Origin of the sequence: Novilysobacter erysipheiresistens, from assembly GCF_036663935.1 — a bacterium.
Taxonomy (GTDB): Bacteria; Pseudomonadota; Gammaproteobacteria; order Xanthomonadales; family Xanthomonadaceae; genus Novilysobacter; species Novilysobacter erysipheiresistens.
The window spans coordinates 97132-113782 of the sequence record NZ_JAXGFP010000002.1 but is presented as its reverse complement, the minus strand read 5'-3'; the positions used below and the strand labels follow the sequence as shown (position 1 = coordinate 113782).

The window sequence follows — 16651 nt, the reverse complement described above, 5'->3', positions numbered from 1 at the left end:
AGTCCTCAGTCGCAGCGCTGCCTCCCCAGGCCGTTGACGGTGTCGGTCAGGGTCTGGCCATCGTCGGACAGGCGGAAACTGGAGGCTGCCTCGCGGGTTTCGCCTTCGCCGGTCAACCGGGCGGTGATGTCGATGTCGTTGCCACGGGCCTCGACCGCGATGATCTCGCCGCTGCTTTCGTGGAACTCGATGCGCGAGTCACCGATCGTCAGTCGGGTGACATGGCCGGGCGCGGTGCAGGCCGCGATGTCGGCGGCGTAGTCGCCCTGGAACTGCTCGGGAACGGTGTTGGCAGCTGGCGGTTCGGGCAGCGGTTCGGGTTGGGGAGGTGTCGTCGGCGCGGGAGCCGTGGCGGGGGTGTCGGCGACAGGCGGCGCGGTGGCGCCGGTGGCGGTGCTGCTGTCCTGGGCGGTGCAGCCAGCGGCCAGTAGCACGCCCAGGACGATCATGTGGATTCGCATGCGGTTCTCCGTTTGTATCGGGATGGCAGCGGAGCATCGATGGTATCGCGACCACGGCTTGTGACGAGCCGGCCGCAGCCTGAGAATCCGAACACATCCTCGAAAAGGCTCGTCATGACCATTCCCTTCCGTTGTCGTTGCGGCACGCTGCAGGGCGAGATCGAGCCTGCTGTCACCTACCTCCGCGCAGTCTGCTACTGCCGCGACTGCCAGGCCTTCACGCGGGCGCTGGACCGCGAACACGACGTGCTCGATCCGAACGGTGGCACCGACATTGTCGCCATGCGCCCCGCCGGCGTGCGCTTTACCAGGGGCGCCGAGCAACTGGCCTGCCTGTCATTGAGCCCCAAGGGCCTACTGCGCTGGCATTCGGCCTGCTGTCATACGCCCCTGGCCAATACGCCACGGGATCCGAAGTTCCCGTACGTCGGAGTGCTGGCCAGTTGCATGGCGGGAGAGTCCGACACGCTGGATGCCGCGTTCGGGTCGCGGCCCATCGCGTTGGGCACCGCCTCCGCCAGGGGCGTGGTGGCGGCCACGCCGGTTCGGACGGCGATCGGCGTCATGCGGATCATGTGGGGCGTGCTGCGGGCGAGGCTGGGCGAACGCCATCGCGATAATCCTTTCTTCGACATGGCAACGTCGCAACCGGCGGTCGAGCCACGGGTGCTGACGCGGCAGGAGCGGGCCGAGGTCACGGGCCGGTAGTTCGTCGATGACGCCTGCAGGCCAGGATCAGGAGCTGTTGCGTCGCCTGCTGCGCGCGAAGGACCGGATGGACGCCGCCTCGCACGAGGCGTGGCCCGTGCGGCGACTGGCAGGCGTGAGCTGCGTCTCGCCGGCCCACTTCGCGCGGTCGTTCAAGGATGCCTTCGGCGTTCCGCCGCACCGTTACCTGCTCACGCGCCGGATAGAGCGCGCCACGGCACTGCTGCGCGACACGTCGTTGTCCATCACCGACATCGCGTTCCGGACCGGCTGGGCCAGTCTTGGCACGTTCGGCCGCACGTTCCGCGATATCACCGGGGAGAGTCCGGGCGATTTCCGTGCGCGCGAGCAGGCGGCACCGCACGAACTGGAGTGGGTGCCGGCATGTTTCGTCGCCGCGGCGAAACGGCCCGGCCTCACGACCGCAGTTTCGGAGAAGCGCCGGCGCGAGGCCGACGCTAGGGTGACGGCGTCCGAATCACGGTCTGAAGAACAGGAGATGTCATGAGCCAGGGTGTCGGGGTAGTCGGGTTGTACGTTCGCGATCAGGACGAAGCCCACGAGTTCTATGTCGGGAAGCTGGGATTCCGCGTCCATACCGACGCGCGCAATGGCGATTACCGCTGGCTGACGGTGCAGCATCCGGAGCAGCCGTCGTTCCAGCTCGGTCTGTTTGCGCCGGAGCAGCCAATGCTCGACGTCGCCACCGTGCAAGCCGTGCGCGAGGTCGTGGCCAAGGGCGCGATGCCGCCGATGGTGCTCGTCGTCGACGATTGCCGCGCGGCGTTCGAGCGGATGCGCGCCGACGGGGTGGAGTTCACCCAGGCGCCGGAGGACCGCTACGGCAGCGTCGATGCCGGTTTCCGCGATCCGTCGGGGAACGGCTGGAAGATGATCCAGGCACCGCGGGAACAGGGGTGAGCCCGTCGGCCGCGCCTAGCCGTGGTTGTCGATCGCGTCCATCACCCGCGCCGAGTAGACGAGTGCGGCGCCGGCGTTGAGTGCGATCGCCACGCCCAGCGCCTCGGCGATCTCCTCGCGGGTGGCGCCGTGCTTGAGCGCGGCATCGACATGCACGGTGATGCAGCCGTCGCAGCGGGTGGTCACCGCGACGGCCAGGCCGATCAGCTCCCGGGTCTTGGCATCCAGGTGGTTGGTCTTGGTGCCGGCATTGGCCAGCGTGGTATAGCCACGGACCGTGTCCGGCGACAGGCGGCCGATTTCCGCGATCCTCGGTCCGAGTTCCTTGCGGTATTCGTTCCAGTCAAGCATGCGGTTCTCCTTCGGAGCTGATCCGGTGGCACAAATCCCCGCAAGCCGGGTTGATCCCGGCGAGCGGGGCAGTGCAGATCATCTGCGGACTTGTGTTGCCCGGGTGTGACTGGAGGTACGCGCACCGTGCAGTTGCAGGTTCGCGGCTCCGCTACTGCCTGCGGTTGGCTTGCGGGGCCGGCCGGGCCAAGCCGTTGCGGCGCGCCTCTTCGATCAGGGTGCGGCTCTCGCGCTCGGCCCGACGGGCGTGCTGCTCCTGTTGCTGGCCGAGCGCTTCCATCTGCCTGCCGAGGGCTTCCATCGGCAGGCTGGCCTGCTCCATCTGGCGACCGAGCGCTTCGATGGGGGCCTGGTTGGCGTGCAGGCGCGCGGTGGCGGCTTCGATGGTTTCGCCCTGGCTCTCCATCTGCGTGGACAGCGCTTCCATGCGCTCGGAGAGGGCGTCCATCTTCGCTTCCAGTGCGCGACGGCGAGCTTCGTCGGCACGCGCCATCTGCGCGCCTAGGCGCCCTTGCTCGCCGCCCAAGGCGTGCTGTTGGGCAGCCAGTTCGGTCATGCGGGCGATGGCGGCGCGCATTTCCGGGGATTCGCCAGTGTGGGTGGTCAGTTCGCGCATGCGCTCGCCGAGGGCTTCGAGCTTCGCGCTGTGCACGCGCATCTCGTCGCCGAGCGATTCCATCCGCGGGCTGAGTTGTTCGACGTCGCGCCACGATGCGTGGATGCGGGCAACCAGCGCGGGGTCGTCGATCACGTAGGCGTTGCCGTCGCGACGGAACCAGACGAAGTCGCGATCGAGGCCGGCGCGAACGGCGCTGATCTCGTCGCGGTCGTTGCCCGTGCCGGACAGGGTCACGCCGTCCTCGCCATGGCGGACCAGGGCGAAGGCATCGCGCTGTCCATCGTCGACGCGCGTGACCTGGGCGCGCGGTGCGGGCGTGGGCAGCACCGGACCCCGGGTCGTAGCCGGTACCGGGATCGAGGACGCTTTCGGGGCCGGAGTTGCAGCGGTGCGGACGGTCGGGGCGGCGATCGGCGCGTTCGGGTTCGCGCTGCTCGCGGGCAGCGGTTCCGGCGCCGAGACCTGGGCATGTGCCACCAGCGCGATGCAGGCCGCGGCGAGGCCGACCAGCGGGAACGCGATGCGACCACCGGCGGCGCGGCGACCGGGCTGGACGAGTTGCTGGATGCGGGACATTAGCTGGCCTCCATGGGCGGCTTGGGCGAGGTGGAGCGGGGCGGGTTGGCGCTGGCGCAGGTCCGCCAGTGCGGACAGCGCCAGGGCTAGCCGGCGCGGCTGGCCGATGAGGTCGGCGGCGAGGCGGTCGGCGATCTGTTCTCGCTCGACGCGGATCCGCCGCGATAGCCACCAAGTGACCGGGTGATAGAACAGCAGCGCCTCGGCGAGGCCCTGCAGCAGGTTGACCAGGTAGTCGTGGCGACGGATGTGGGCCAGCTCGTGCGCGAGCAGCGCTTCGATCAATTCCACCGGCATCCGCGTGAGCAGCGCCGACGGCAGCAGCACGACCGGGCGCAGCCAGCCGGCCGACACCGGCGAGTCGAGGCGGTCGACCACGCGCAGGGCGACGTGTCGCAACAGGCCGAAGCGCCGGGCGAGCGCATCCAGCCGCGCCTGCCACTCGGCCTGCAGCGGACCTTGCGGGGCGGCGCGCAGATGGCGGATCCACAACAGGCCCAGCGCCATCCGCAGCGACAGCACGCTGGCGCCGGCGGCCCACAATGCGACGACCAGCCGCAGCCAACCGTCCGGCAACGTGCCTTGCAGCGGCACCGTCCAGATCCGGTCGAACGTAGTCGACGCGATCGCCGCGGCATCCCTCGACAGGGACGTGGACACCGGCGCAGTCGTGTCCGGCGTCGAGGCGAGCAGGTCGGCGAACACGCTGGCCGCCGGCACCAACACGCAGGCCAGCATCGCCAGGCAGGCGACCGCATAACGCAACTGCGGCCGGGCATCGCGCAGCCACTGCAGCAGGGCGGCGGCCGCCAGCCCGATCAGCAGCCCCTGCCAGACGAAGTCGAAAAGGGCGTGGCCGATCGCGGGGACCAACCGGGCGGACAGATCGGGCAGGAACGCAGGCAGGTCAGTCATCGCGGGCCTCGTTTGATTCGGTGTCCTGCAGGAGCCGGCGGATCTCGTCGCGCTCGCGGTCGGTAACGTGCTGATCGAGGGCGGCCAGCACGAGGTCCTTGCCAGACCCGGCGAAAGCCTTGTGGATGAGATCCTTCAGCAGGTTGGTCTGCAGCGCATCCTGCGCGTGCGCGGCGGCGTAGATGTGGGAACGCTGACTCTCGTCGCGGGTCAGCAGGCCCTTGCCGTGCATGACCTGCATAAGCCGCAGCACGGTGGCGTAGGCCAGGTCCGGCCGCTCCGCCTGGCGGGCCTGGTGGGCCTCCTTGACGGTCGACGGACCGAGCCGCCAGATCACCCGCAGCAGGTCGAGTTCTGCGGGGGTGGGTTTGGGCGTACCGGGATTGGCCATTGAGACATGCGCGAGGGAGTCGACACCACGCTAATTGTTCTAGACCAAATTGTCTAGAACTTTTTGTCTATTTCTTTTTGCACTTCGTCTGGTGCTGACGACCCGCGCACACCGGGCGGGTCAATCTACTCGACTGTGGCGCACCGGCTGCGCGCCGTCTCCAGGACAACTCACGCGATGAAAGTCCGTTCTACCGGTTGCCTTGTCAGCATCGTCGCCTCCGTGGTGTTGACGGTTGTGCTGAACCTTCTGCTGCGTGCGTGCATGGCATGACGACGGCTTCTGTCGACAGGGCCGGGGCAGCCGCCGTGCGCATCGGGTGCGCCGGCTGGTCGATCCCCTCGCGCCACGCGCATCTGTTCGGCGACGGCGAGAGTCACCTGGCCCGGTACGCCACGCGGTTCGACGTGACCGAGATCAACTCGACCTTCCATCGCCGGCACCAGCCGCGGACGTTCGAACGCTGGGCCGCCAGCGTCCCCGCGGGGTTCCGCTTCTCGGTGAAATTGCCGAAGCGGATCACCCACGAGGCCCGGCTGTCCCGCACCGGCGATGCGCTGACGGAGTTCTTCGAGGGCGTGGCCGGGCTCGGATCCACGCTGGGCGGGGTGCTGGTCCAGTTGCCGCCGAGTCTCGCGTTCGATGCGCGTCTGGCCAACACGTTCTTCGCCATGCTCAGGCGCCGCTGCGCCCGGCCGGTGGCGTGCGAGCCCCGCCACGCGAGCTGGTTCGAGCCGGCGGCGGACACCGTGTGGCCGCGTTACGCGATTGCCCGCGTCGCCGCCGACCCCGCGCGGTTGCCTGCCGCGGCGCGACCGGGGGGCGCGGGCGCTCCGGCCCGCTGGAACTACTGGCGCTGGCACGGTTCGCCGCGCATCTACTACAGCCGCTACGAAGACCCGGCGCTGGAGGTGCTGGCACAGGCATTGCGCCAGCACGGCACGGTGCGTACCCCGGCGTGGTGCATCCTCGACAACACCGCGCACGGGCACGCGATGGACGATGCCGCCAGGATGCAGCGCCTGGTTGGCGGAGCGGTCTGAAGGCGGTGTGGAAAGCCGGCCGTCTATTCGGCTTTCAGCACCTGTTCGACATCAACGATATCCACGCCCTGCATCTGCCCCAGCAGGCTGTCGAACCAAGGCTTGTGCGAGGCGCCGACGATCGACAGCACGCGGGCGCCGGGCCGGTCGCGGAACGCGGCGCGGATGTTGGCCACCATCCGAAGGTTGCGGGTCTCCCATCCGGCGACGTAGCGCTGGCCGTAGTGCTGGGACGAGGTCTCACGCAGGGCTGCGCCGAAGTCGCCGTCGGACTGGATGCTGCGCACGTCGGGACGGTTGATATAGCGGTACAGGCCGAGCATGTCGCCACGCTCGGTGAGTTTCTTTTCGCGATCGCGCAGCGGCTGCTTCTGCGCGGCAGCGGAATCCCATGCCGCGCGGATCGCTTTGCCGAACGCCGGTATCTCCGCGTCCGGCACCTGGAGGTTGTCCCCGGTGTGGTCGTCGACCGCGAACACGCGCGGCAATCCCAGCCGGGCGGCCAGGCGTGCGGCGATCTGGTAACTCTCGTTGTCGCGCGTCGCCAGATCGCCGAGTCGTGCGACCAGCGTCGCGTCCAGTCCATCGCCGGCGCGGCGTTCGGTGTCCGCCAGTTGCAGCCATTGGGTCAGGGCGGAGGCGTCGTCGTCGGCGGCGAGGAACATCGCGGCGAGGTGCCGGCGCTGAGCCGGGGTCGGGTCGGCCGGCCAGTCCGCCAGCGTCTTGTTCACCTCGGCGATGGCCGCGGGGACGTCCAGGCCGGTCGCGGCGTGGGCCTCGACGGGGTGGCTGCAGAAGCGCGCGGTGCTTTCCGGATCGTAGACCGTGGGGTGGCGCGCCATGAGGTCGCAGTCTTCGCCGGAAATCGATTCGATGGTGATGATGTCGGGCTTGAAGGCGGCCAGGCGCTCCAGTACTGGTTCCAGCGATGCGGGATCGAAGGATTCGGGCAGTTGCGACAGATGCATGCTGCCCAGGACCAGCACCTGTGCCCGCGGGCCGGCCATGTCCTTGTCCAGTTTCGACAGGTCGGGTTGCGCCTGTGCGGCGCTGGTCAGCGCCAAGCCAAGCGACAGTGCCAGGGTTGTCAGTGTCTTTCGCAAAGTCGGACTCCTCCAGATGTTCATGTCGTAGGGGCGCCCGGCGGCGCAATCTGTTGCTGTGGTGATTTGCTGATATACGTGACTATTACGGTATTACACGACTGCCCGGCCCTTCAACCCCGATTATCGGCACGGCCCCGCCTGCAGAAGCGGGTTTGCCGTGTCTGGCGCCACGCAGCGGACCGTGTCGATGAAGCAGGTGGGTGAGGCCGGCATCGCGGATACTGGACAGCCCCACACGACGCGCGCCGATGTCCGATCCGTCCATGCCCGGCACAGCAACGATGCCCACCACGCAGGCGCGTTGGCTCGAACCGCGCGTACTGATCCCGCTGTCGTTGCTCACGCTCTACCTGGTCTGGGGTTCGACCTACCTCGGCATCCGGTTCGCGCTGGAGAGCTATCCGCCCTTCCTGCTGGCGGGGGTACGGTTCGTCGGGGCCGGGGTGGCGATGTATGCGTTCCTGCGCTGGCGGGGGCATGCCGCGCCGACCCGGTTGCAGTGGCGCAACGCGGCGATCACCGGCGTACTGCTGCTCGGCTTCGGCAATGGCCTGGTGTGCTTTGCCGAGGAGCGGGTGAGCTCGGGCATCGCCGCGGTCGCGGTGTCGAGCATGCCTTTGTTCGCGGCCGCGTTCGGTGGCCTGTACCGGCAGTGGCCGACGCGCCGGGAGACCCTCGGCCTACTGGTGGGCTTCGTCGGCGTGGTCGTGCTCAACCTTGGCAGCGGACTTTCCGGCGAAACGCTGGGTGCGATCGCATTGCTGACCGCGGCGGCCTGTTGGGCGTTCGGCTCGGTCTGGAGCCGCCGTCAGGACATGCCGGCCGGGCCGATGAACACCGCGGCGCAGATGCTGTGCGCGAGCGTGGCGCTGCTCGGCGTCGGCTTTGCCAGCGGCGAGACGCTGCCGGCGGAACCGACCACGCGGGCGACGCTGGCGCTGGTCTACCTGGCGGTGTTCGGCTCGATCGTCGCCTTCAGCGCGTATCTGTATGTGCTCAAGCACGCGCGGCCGGCCGTCGCCACCAGCTATGCCTACGTCAACCCACCGGTGGCGGTGTTGCTGGGCGTGCTGCTGGTCGGCGAGACCGTCGGCCCGTATGACCTCGCCGGGATGGCGATCATCCTGGTCGGCGTGGCGGTAATCACCCTGGCGCGAACGCGACGCGCCGGGTGAAACGCTTGGGCGTTACGCGGCGGTGGTTGGCTTGGCCTACGCTGGGCTTCATCATCTGGCGCTTGTATCACTGCAGGGCGAACGCATGACCACCCAATTCCATTATCCGATCGGAACTCCCGGGGTCGCCTGGGGCGAAGCTGAACGCACCGAGTGGCTGTCGCGGCAAACTCGCCGACGCAGCTATGAGACGGACGTGCTCGGCACGATCGGTCGCCTGCGCCCGCGCTTCGACGTCGTGCAGTACGGACAACTGGACTACGGCCCGTCGGACACCTACCCCCTGTTCGCGATCAAGAGCCGTGACTGGCGCGATGACTTGCCCGTCGTGCTGGTGACGGGCGGGGTGCACGGCTACGAAACCAGCGGCGTGCACGGCGCGCTGCAGTTCGTGGAACAACGCGCGGCGGACTACGAAGGCCGCGTCAACCTGGTGGTGGTGCCTTGCGTCAGCCCGTGGGGCTATGAGCGGATCCATCGCTGGAACCCCGATGCGAACGACCCGAACCGCTCGTTCCACGCCGACAGCCCGGCACAGGAGTCGGCGGCGCTGATGGGCCTGGTCGCGCCATTCGGCGATCGCGTCCTCGTCCACATCGACCTGCACGAAACCACCGACAGCGACGAATCCGAATTCCGCCCGGCGCTGTCCGCACGCGACGGCAAGCCATACGAGCCGGGCGAGATCCCCGATGGGTTCTATCTGGTTGGCGACAGCGAGAACCCGCAGCCCGGATTCCAGCAAGCCATCATCGAGGCGGTCGCGAAGGTCACCCACATCGCCCCGGCCGATGCCAACGGCGAGATCATCGGATCGAAGGTGGTGGCGCCCGGCGTCATCAACTATCCGCTCAGGCAACTGCACCTGTGCGCCGGCATCACCGACGCGCGCTTCACCAGCACCACCGAGGTCTACCCGGACAGTCCCCGCGCGAGTGCGGAGCAATGCAACGCCGCCCAGGTTGCAGCCGTATGCGCGGGGATCGATTTCGCGCTCGATCATCGCTAGGCGCTAGACGTCCCGCTAACGCCCGCGTTGGTCTACTGCCCGCAAGCCGGGCACGGCATCGCGGACGGGGTGGTTTCTGGGCACGACGACCGACCTGGTGGTGACCACCCCCGACGGCCTGTACTGTCCGATCGGCGACTTTCATATCGACCCCTGGCGGCCGGTACCGCGCGCGGTGATCACGCACGGCCACGGCGACCACGCGCGTCCCGGCATGGGGTGCTATCACGTGGTCGATGCAGGGCTGCCCATCCTGCAGTGGCGACTGCGCGAGCAGGATTACTGCGTGCATGCGCACGGCGAGCAGTTCCGGATCGGCGGTGCCGTGCTGTCGTTCCATCCGGCCGGGCACGTGCTCGGTTCCACCCAGGTGCGCATCGAGGTCGATGGCGAGACCTGGGTGCTGTCGGGCGACTACAAGCGCGACCACGACCCGACCTGCCTGCCGTTCGAGGTGGTGCCGTGCGACGTATTCGTCACCGAGGCCACCTTCGGGCTGCCGGTCTACCGCTGGCCGGCGACCGCCGAGGTGGCGCGTGACATCGTGGCTTGGCGCGAGGAATGCGAGGCCAACGGCGAGGCGGCGATCCTGTACTGCTACGCACTCGGCAAGACGCAGCGCGTGCTCGCCGAGCTGTCGGCGCACACCGACCGCCCGGCGTGGGTGCACGGGGCGATCGACGTCGGCGTGCAGGTGTATCGCAATGCCGGAGTGTCCCTGCTGGAGACGTTCCGGGTGGCCGACGAGCCGCGTGGCGCCGACTTCGCCGGCGAACTGGTCATTGCCCCGCCGTCGGCTGCCGGCAGTCCGTGGATCCGTCGATTCCGCCGCGCGCAACAGGGCTTCGCCTCGGGCTGGATGCGCATCCGCGGCAACCGCCGGCGCCGCAACCTCGACCGCGGTTTCGTGGTGTCCGACCACGCCGACTGGCCCTCGCTGCTGCGCACCGTGCACGAAACCGGCGCGCGCCGGGTAATCGCCACCCACGGCGACACCGAGGCGCTGGTCCGCGTGCTGCGCGATGCCGGCGTGGATGCCGGCGTGTTCAACACGCAGTACGGCGAGGACGATTGATGCGCCGCTTCGCCGCCTTGTACGAACGGCTCGATCGCAGCACTGGCACCGGCGACAAGCGCGCGGCTCTGGTCGACTACTTCCGCGAGGCGCCACCGCGCGATGCCGCGTGGGCGCTGTGGCTGCTGGCCGGCGGCAAGATCGGTGGCGCGCGCGCCCGTATCGCCACGACTGGCGAATTGCGCGCATGGATCGGCGAGGAAACCGGCAACCCCGACTGGCTGGTCGAAGCCAGCCATCACGCCGTTGGCGACCTCGCAGAGACGCTGGCGCTGCTGTTGGACGATCCCGCAGAGGCCGGCGAAGACATCGGCCTGGCGGACTGGATCGAGCAGCGGCTGGTGCCGGTGGCCAACGCCGATCCCGAGGCCCGGCGAGCGGTGATCGTGTCGGCCTGGCACGGCCTGTGTTTCGGCGAGCGACTGGTGTTCAACAAGTTGCTGACCGGAGCGCTGCGCGTGGGCGTGTCGGCCGGCCTGGTGCAGAAAGCGCTGGCCGAATACTCGGGGCTGGACATCGCCTTGATTGCGCAGCGGATGCTGGGCCGATGGACGCCGTCAGCGGACTTTCTCGACGGCCTGCTGTCGCCAGACGCGCAGCCCGGCGACGCGGCGCTGCCGTATCCGTTCTTCCTGGCCTCGCCTTTGGAAGCGGAGGTGGCCACGCTCGGTGACATCGGCGAGTGGCTGCTGGAGTGGAAGTGGGACGGCATCCGCCTGCAGCTGATCCGCCGCGACGGCGATATCGCGTTGTGGTCGCGCGGCGAGGAACGGATGGACGGGCGGTTCCCCGAGATCGAGGCGGCGGCGATGGCGTTGCCGCGCGACGCGGTGATCGACGGCGAGTTGCTGGCATGGAAAGACGAAGCACCGGCACCACTGCCATTTTCCGCGCTGCAGACGCGGATCCAGCGGCTGAAGCCGGGGCCCAAGGCGCTCGCCAACGCGCCGGCCCGGGTGCTCGCCTACGACTTGCTGGAACTGGAGGGGGAAGACCTGCGCGAACGGCCGTTGCTGGAGCGTCGTCGGTTGCTCGCCGAACTGCTCGACACTGCCGCCCACCCGTTGCTGCGGCTGTCTCCGGAGGTGAGGACATCGGACTGGGAGGCCGCTGCGCGCCTGCGCGAGGAAGCGCGGGGCAGGGGCGTGGAGGGCCTGATGCTCAAGCGCGGCGACTCCCCCTACCGGCACGGCCGCAAGCGCGGCGACTGGTGGAAGTGGAAGGTCGATCCGCTGACTGTCGATGCGGTGCTGGTCTACGCCCAGTCGGGCTCCGGGCGCCGCAGCACGCTGTATACCGACTACACCTTCGCGCTGTGGGATGGCGACGTGCTGGTGCCGGTCGCCAAGGCGTATTCCGGCCTGGACGACAAGGAGATCCTGCAACTGGATCGCTGGATCCGGGCCAACACCGTGGAGCGTTTCGGGCCCGTGCGTTCGGTTACCGCCGAGCACGTCTTCGAACTGGGCTTCGAGGGTGTGAATGTGTCGAAGCGGCACAAGTCGGGGGTGGCAGTCAGGTTCCCCCGGATCCTGCGCTGGCGCACCGACAAGCCGGCGTCGGAGGCGGACCGGATCGAGTCCCTCCGGGCGCTGGCCCGGTGACCAAGGGAGTCGCTCCCACGCGACGAAGGCAGGCCGACACGGCGCTGGTCGACTGGTTCGCGGGCCGTGGGTGGAAACCGGCGCCTTTCCAGCGCAGGGCATGGCGGCGCTACCTCGCCGGTGAGTCCGGTTTGCTGGTGACGCCAACCGGCAGCGGCAAGACACTGGCCGCGCTTGGCGGGCCGCTGCTGCAGGCATTGAAGCTCGGCGACGCGGCGGCACCGAAGCGAGCGAAGGCAGGGGCCCCGCCGCGGCTGCGGTTGCTTTGGATCACCCCGCTTCGCGCGCTCGCGACCGACACCGTGCGGGCGATGCAAAAACCGATCGAAGACCTCGGCGTGCCATGGACGGTAGCGATGCGCACCGGCGATGCGACCGCCCGCGATCGCCGGCTGGCGCGCAAGGGCCTCAGCGACGTGCTCGTGACCACCCCGGAATCGTTCGCACTGATGCTGTCGTATCCCGATGCCCCACAGCTGCTGGCCGGCGTGCGCGGCGTGGTGGTCGACGAATGGCACGAGCTGCTCGGTAACAAGCGCGGCGTTCTGTTGCAGTTGTGCCTGGCCCGGCTGCGTGCCATCGCGCCCGCCGCGCCGACCTGGGGCCTGTCGGCCACGCTGGGCAATCTCGAACAGGCACGCGACGTGCTGCTGCCACACGCGCCTGGCGCAGCCATCGTGGCGGCGCCGCGACCGCGGCGAATGACGCTGGAGACATTGCTCCCCAAGGAGGGGGAACGCTTTCCGTGGGCCGGGCACCTCGGGCTGTCGCAATTGGAACGGGTGGCGCAGGTGCTGCAACGGGCGCGTTCCAGCCTGTTGTTCACCAACACGCGCTCGCAGGCCGAGTTGTGGCACCGGGCGTTGCAGTCGGTCTGGCTGGACGATCCGGCGACGCTGGCGCTGCACCACGGTTCGCTGGATGGTTCGCTGCGCGCTGCCGCCGAAGCCGGCCTGACCGACGGCAGCGTGCGCTGCGTGGTTGCGACGTCGAGCCTCGACCTCGGCGTGGATTTCCCGGCGGTCGACCAGGTGTTGCAGGTCGGCAGCCCCAAGGGCATGGCGCGGTTGCTGCAGCGCGGCGGCCGCGCGCGGCATCGGCCCGGTGAGGCAGGGCACGTGGTCTGCGTGCCGACCCATGCGCTGGAGCTGGCCGAGTACGCCGCGGCGCGGGCGGCGTTGTCGCACGGCCGGGTCGAGGCGCGACTTCCGCCGCGGCTATCGCTGGACGTGCTGGCGCAGCATTGCGTCACGCTCGCGCTTGGCGGTGGGTTCGAGCCCGGCGGGCTGCTGGCGGAAGTACGCGGCACCCATGCGTACGCCGGGCTGCCGGACGCCGCGTGGCAAGCCGTGCTCGACTTCATCGTGCGCGGCGGCAGCGCGCTGGAGCACTATCCGGATTTCCGGCGGGTGGTCCGGGACGACGACGGCCACTACCGCGTGCACGATCGCCGGATCGGCTTCCGTCACCGGTTGTCGATCGGCACCATCACCAGCGACGGCAGCGTACAGGTCCGCTTCATGAAGGGCGGCTGGCTCGGCTCGGTGGAGGAGTCCTTCATCGGCCGGTTGCGGCCGCGCGAGCGCTTCCAGTTCGCCGGGCGCACGCTGGAACTGGTGCAGCTGCGCGACATGACCGCGTTCGTACGGATCGCCAAGCGCGCGGATGGACGGGTGCCGCGTTGGCAGGGTGGCCGGATGCCGTTGTCGAGCGAGCTGGGCGCCGAGGTCGAGGCGATCCTAGCCGACCCGCCGGCGAGCCCCGAGATGCGCGCACTGGCACCGCTGTTGCAGCTGCAGTCGCGCCTGTCCGCGCTGCCCACGCCCGCGACCTTGCTGGTGGAGGCGGTCAAGACCCGCCAGGGCTGGCACGTGTTCGTGTTCCCGTTTTCCGGCCGGGCCGTCCATGAAGGTCTGGCCGCGCTGCTGGCATTGCGCTGGGCGCGCGAGGCGCCCAATACCTTCGGCTGGGCGGTCAGTGACTACGGACTGGTACTGACCGCACAGGCGGAAGCCTGGCCCGATCCCGCCCTGCTGGGGCGGCTACTGTCGCCGGACGGACTGATGGACGACCTGCGCCAGGGCCTCAACCTCGCAGAGCTGTCCCGTCGCCAGTTCCGCGAGGTCGCCCGCGTCGCCGGACTGCTGCCGCCGTCGTTGCCGGGTCGGGCGGCGCGCTCGTTGCGCCAGTTGCAGGCGTCCAGTGGCCTGTTGTTCGACGTCCTCCAGCGCCACGATCCCGGCCACGTGCTGCTGGCCCAGGCCGAGCGCGAAGTCATCGACGGGCAACTGGAAGTCGGTCGCCTGCGCGAGGTGTTGCAGTGCTGCCGCGAGCGCGAACTCGCGTTGCACCGGCCGCGCGGGCTGACGCCGCTGGCATTCCCGCTGTGGGCCGAGTCGATCCGCGGCCAGCTCAGCACCGAGGACTGGCGGACGCGGGTGGCACGGGCGGCGGCGCAGCTGGAGCAACGGCATGCCGGGCGCGCTTGAACTGACCTTGGCCGGGGAGCCGGTGCAGGTGCTGGCGGGTCGCGCGCTGTTCTGGCCCCGACGGCAGCGGTTGCTGGTCGCCGACGTCCACCTGGGCAAGGGCAACATTTTCCGCGCCGCGGGGATTGCGGTTCCCAGCGGCGGCACCGGCCACGACCTGGCTCGGCTGGACCGACTGCTGCGCCAATCCGGCGCCGCTGAGCTGTGGATCCTTGGCGACTTCCTGCACGGCGCCCGGCACCTCGACGTCGAGCAGGCGTGGCGCACGCTGCTCGCCGCCCACCCGCAGGTCGAGGTCACGGTGGTTGCCGGCAACCACGACCGCGCGCTCAAGCCCGCCGCGCTGGGGGTTGCCCTGTTGCCCGGCGACGTCGTCGACGGTCCGTTCCGCTTTCGCCACCATCCGCTGGGCGATCGCGCCGGGGAAGGGGCGCATGTGCTGTGCGGTCATTTGCATCCGGTGGTGCGACTGCCCGGACTGCCGCGGCAGTACCCCGCGTTCCTGCTGGGCGACGGACAGACCGTCCTGCCGGCGTTCTCGGCGTTCACCGGCGGCTGGCGGATCGACGATCCGGATGCGCAGTGGATCGCCTGCGCCGATGGCGAGCTGCTCGCCAGCCGGTGGTGACGCTCCGCTCACGCCTGCCCGAGCAATGTCGCTTCACCTACCCCCGGAGGATCACCATGGCACGCGACATCCTGAAGACACTGAAGACCGAGCACGACGCGGTGCGCGACCTGTTCGAGGAGATCAAGTCCACCACCGACCGCGCGAAGAAGAGCCGCGCCGAGCTGCTGGAGAAGATCGAAGCCAGCCTGCTGCCGCACGCCAAGTGGGAGGAGCAGGTGTTCTATCCGGAGTTCAAGAAGCGTGCGGACCGCGACGGCCTGCAGACCCACGCGGAGGCGGTGGAGGAACACCGCGCCGTCGAGCAGACGGTGATGCCGGACGTGCATGCGGCGGACGTGGAAACCCCCGAGTTCGCCGGCCGGGTCAAGGTGTTCGCCGAGATGATCGACCACCACGCCAAGGAAGAAGAAAAGACGATGTTCAAGATGGCGCGCGAGCTGTTCACCGCCGAGGAACGCGCCCAGCTCGACGAGGACTACGAAGGCTGGAAGCAATCCGGTGCCGGCGCGGCCGCGGTGTCCGCAGCGAAGGCGAAGACAGGCGTGAAAGGCGTCGCCAAGTCGCTGGCCGGTTGACCTGTTAGCGTGGCAGGCCGCCACGCACCCGCCTGCCCATGCCCGAGCCCATCCAGAACCAGTTCGATATCAGCGCGCTCGACCTGCCGGACATCCTCGGCACCATCAACGAGGAAGTCCGTGCGCGCTTCGGCGAGGGCAAGGTCGCGGACTACATCGACGCGCTGGCCAACGTGCCGCTGGACCGTTTCGGCATGGCGCTGGTGACGCGCGACGGGACCGTGCACGAGGTCGGCGACTCGCGCGAGCCGTTCTCGATCCAGAGCATCTCCAAGGTCCATACGCTGACGATGGCACTGGATGCGATCGGCGACGCGCTGTGGGACCGGGTCGACCGCGAGCCGTCCGGCGACCCGTTCAATTCGTTGATCCAGCTCGAGTACGAGAAGGGCATCCCGCGCAATCCCTTCATGAATGCCGGCGCGCTGGTGGTCGCCGACGTCATTCTGTCCAACTACGCCAACCCCGAACAGGCGTTGCTGGAGTTCATGCGCGCCCGCTCGGGCAGCCATGATGTCGGCGCCGACGAGGTGGTGGCGAAATCCGAGCGCGAGAGCGGCTTCCGCAACATCGCCACCGCCAACTTCATCCGCAGCTACGGCAACATCGAGAACGACGTCGACGCCGTGCTCGATTTCTACTTCCTGCAATGCTCGCTGAGCATGAACTGCGTGGACCTGGCGCGCAGCGTGCAATACCTCTCGCGCGGCGGCTATTGCGACGTGTCGCGCACGCGCGTGGTCAGCTGGGAACTGGCGACCCGGATCAACTCGCTGATGATGACCGCGGGCACCTACGACGCTGCCGGCGACTTCGCGTTCTACGTCGGCCTGCCGGCCAAGAGCGGCGTCGGCGGCGGCATCGTCGCGGTGGCCCCGCACGTCATGAGCCTGTGCGTCTGGTACCCGGGACTGGATGACAAGGGCAACTCGATGCTCGGGCGTTATGCCTTGCACCGGTTCGCGCAGATGACCGGGCTGTCGGTGTTTTGAGCGTGCGCGC

At 69.1% G+C, this 16651-nt stretch carries 17 protein-coding genes; 12 read left to right on the top strand and 5 right to left on the bottom strand.

Annotated features, from left to right (window positions below):
* Positions 1-5 precede the first annotated feature (5 nt).
* Entirely contained in the window at positions 6-461 is a 456-nt protein-coding gene (locus SNE34_RS03695) for a hypothetical protein (protein ID WP_332614846.1), read from the bottom strand.
* A gap of 114 nt (positions 462-575) precedes the next feature.
* Between SNE34_RS03695 and SNE34_RS03690 the strand changes: the two genes are divergently transcribed.
* The 3 genes from SNE34_RS03690 to SNE34_RS03680 are packed head-to-tail and all read left to right on the top strand — an operon-like array spanning position 576 to position 2090.
* On the top strand, positions 576-1169 hold the full coding sequence (locus SNE34_RS03690; RefSeq protein ID WP_332614845.1) for a DUF6151 family protein: 594 nt from the start codon (positions 576-578) through the stop codon (positions 1167-1169).
* Between the two features lie 7 nt (positions 1170-1176).
* The gene (locus tag SNE34_RS03685) at positions 1177-1677 is read left to right on the top strand and encodes a helix-turn-helix transcriptional regulator (protein WP_332614843.1); all 501 of its coding nucleotides are present in this window, start codon (positions 1177-1179) and stop codon (positions 1675-1677) included.
* A complete protein-coding gene (locus SNE34_RS03680; protein WP_332614841.1) occupies positions 1674-2090 on the top strand; it encodes a VOC family protein in 417 nt (138 codons plus the stop codon). Before SNE34_RS03685 ends, SNE34_RS03680 begins: the two co-directional genes overlap by 4 nt.
* A gap of 15 nt (positions 2091-2105) precedes the next feature.
* On the opposite strand, the gene SNE34_RS03675 is transcribed toward SNE34_RS03680, so the two are convergent.
* The 3 genes from SNE34_RS03675 to SNE34_RS03665 all read right to left on the bottom strand — a co-directional run bounded on the left by SNE34_RS03675 (position 2106) and on the right by SNE34_RS03665 (position 4942).
* On the bottom strand, positions 2106-2441 hold the full coding sequence (locus SNE34_RS03675) for a carboxymuconolactone decarboxylase family protein (RefSeq protein ID WP_332614840.1): 336 nt from the start codon (positions 2439-2441) through the stop codon (positions 2106-2108).
* Positions 2442-2592: 151 nt separating this feature from the next.
* Positions 2593-4551 carry a M56 family metallopeptidase gene (locus tag SNE34_RS03670; protein WP_332614838.1) on the bottom strand — a complete coding sequence of 653 codons (1959 nt, stop codon included), beginning with the start codon at positions 4549-4551 and terminating at the stop codon, positions 2593-2595.
* Positions 4544-4942: a BlaI/MecI/CopY family transcriptional regulator gene (locus tag SNE34_RS03665; RefSeq protein ID WP_332614837.1), complete on the bottom strand. Its 399-nt coding sequence runs from the start codon at positions 4940-4942 to the stop codon at positions 4544-4546. Before SNE34_RS03665 ends, SNE34_RS03670 begins: the two co-directional genes overlap by 8 nt.
* A gap of 269 nt (positions 4943-5211) precedes the next feature.
* Between SNE34_RS03665 and SNE34_RS03660 the strand changes: the two genes are divergently transcribed.
* Positions 5212-5985 (top strand): DUF72 domain-containing protein, encoded by a 774-nt coding sequence (locus SNE34_RS03660; RefSeq protein WP_332614835.1) that lies wholly within the window; start codon positions 5212-5214, stop codon positions 5983-5985.
* A gap of 23 nt (positions 5986-6008) precedes the next feature.
* Here the strand turns inward: SNE34_RS03660 and SNE34_RS03655 are convergent, their stop codons facing one another.
* Positions 6009-7088, bottom strand: a complete 1080-nt coding sequence (locus SNE34_RS03655; protein WP_425604446.1) for a DUF5694 domain-containing protein — start codon at positions 7086-7088, stop codon at positions 6009-6011.
* Between the two features lie 251 nt (positions 7089-7339).
* On the opposite strand from SNE34_RS03655, the gene yedA reads away from it, so the two are divergent.
* The 8 genes from yedA (at position 7340) to SNE34_RS03615 (ending at position 16641) form a co-directional block, all read left to right on the top strand.
* Positions 7340-8266, top strand: coding sequence for a drug/metabolite exporter YedA (gene yedA / locus SNE34_RS03650; RefSeq protein WP_425604445.1), 927 nt, complete (start codon positions 7340-7342; stop codon positions 8264-8266).
* 85 nt (positions 8267-8351) lie between these two features.
* Positions 8352-9275: a M14 family metallopeptidase gene (locus SNE34_RS03645; protein WP_332614833.1), complete on the top strand. Its 924-nt coding sequence runs from the start codon at positions 8352-8354 to the stop codon at positions 9273-9275.
* A gap of 76 nt (positions 9276-9351) precedes the next feature.
* A complete protein-coding gene (locus SNE34_RS03640; RefSeq protein WP_332615666.1) occupies positions 9352-10350 on the top strand; it encodes a ligase-associated DNA damage response exonuclease in 999 nt (332 codons plus the stop codon).
* Positions 10350-11954, top strand: a complete 1605-nt coding sequence (locus SNE34_RS03635) for an ATP-dependent DNA ligase (protein WP_332614832.1) — start codon at positions 10350-10352, stop codon at positions 11952-11954. The genes SNE34_RS03640 and SNE34_RS03635 overlap by 1 nt, the downstream gene beginning before the upstream one ends.
* Positions 11951-14443 (top strand): ligase-associated DNA damage response DEXH box helicase, encoded by a 2493-nt coding sequence (locus SNE34_RS03630; protein WP_332614830.1) that lies wholly within the window; start codon positions 11951-11953, stop codon positions 14441-14443. Before SNE34_RS03635 ends, SNE34_RS03630 begins: the two co-directional genes overlap by 4 nt.
* Positions 14427-15071 (top strand): ligase-associated DNA damage response endonuclease PdeM, encoded by a 645-nt coding sequence (gene pdeM / locus SNE34_RS03625; protein ID WP_332614829.1) that lies wholly within the window; start codon positions 14427-14429, stop codon positions 15069-15071. The genes SNE34_RS03630 and pdeM overlap by 17 nt, the downstream gene beginning before the upstream one ends.
* 56 nt (positions 15072-15127) lie before the next feature.
* Entirely contained in the window at positions 15128-15649 is a 522-nt protein-coding gene (locus SNE34_RS03620; RefSeq protein ID WP_332614827.1) for a hemerythrin domain-containing protein, read from the top strand.
* 38 nt (positions 15650-15687) lie between these two features.
* Positions 15688-16641, top strand: a complete 954-nt coding sequence (locus SNE34_RS03615) for a glutaminase (protein WP_332614824.1) — start codon at positions 15688-15690, stop codon at positions 16639-16641.
* The last annotated feature ends 10 nt before the right edge of the window (positions 16642-16651 follow it).

Coding starts and splice junctions, on each gene's coding strand:
- SNE34_RS03695 (WP_332614846.1), bottom strand. CDS start 461: ATGCGAATCCACATGATCGTCCTGGGCGTGCTACTGGCCGCTGGCTGC.
- SNE34_RS03690 (WP_332614845.1), top strand. CDS start 576: ATGACCATTCCCTTCCGTTGTCGTTGCGGCACGCTGCAGGGCGAGATC.
- SNE34_RS03685 (WP_332614843.1), top strand. CDS start 1,177: ATGACGCCTGCAGGCCAGGATCAGGAGCTGTTGCGTCGCCTGCTGCGC.
- SNE34_RS03680 (WP_332614841.1), top strand. CDS start 1,674: ATGAGCCAGGGTGTCGGGGTAGTCGGGTTGTACGTTCGCGATCAGGAC.
- SNE34_RS03675 (WP_332614840.1), bottom strand. CDS start 2,441: ATGCTTGACTGGAACGAATACCGCAAGGAACTCGGACCGAGGATCGCG.
- SNE34_RS03670 (WP_332614838.1), bottom strand. CDS start 4,551: ATGACTGACCTGCCTGCGTTCCTGCCCGATCTGTCCGCCCGGTTGGTC.
- SNE34_RS03665 (WP_332614837.1), bottom strand. CDS start 4,942: ATGGCCAATCCCGGTACGCCCAAACCCACCCCCGCAGAACTCGACCTG.
- SNE34_RS03660 (WP_332614835.1), top strand. CDS start 5,212: ATGACGACGGCTTCTGTCGACAGGGCCGGGGCAGCCGCCGTGCGCATC.
- yedA (WP_425604445.1), top strand. CDS start 7,340: ATGTCCGATCCGTCCATGCCCGGCACAGCAACGATGCCCACCACGCAG.
- SNE34_RS03645 (WP_332614833.1), top strand. CDS start 8,352: ATGACCACCCAATTCCATTATCCGATCGGAACTCCCGGGGTCGCCTGG.
- SNE34_RS03635 (WP_332614832.1), top strand. CDS start 10,350: ATGCGCCGCTTCGCCGCCTTGTACGAACGGCTCGATCGCAGCACTGGC.
- pdeM (WP_332614829.1), top strand. CDS start 14,427: ATGCCGGGCGCGCTTGAACTGACCTTGGCCGGGGAGCCGGTGCAGGTG.
- SNE34_RS03620 (WP_332614827.1), top strand. CDS start 15,128: ATGGCACGCGACATCCTGAAGACACTGAAGACCGAGCACGACGCGGTG.
- SNE34_RS03615 (WP_332614824.1), top strand. CDS start 15,688: ATGCCCGAGCCCATCCAGAACCAGTTCGATATCAGCGCGCTCGACCTG.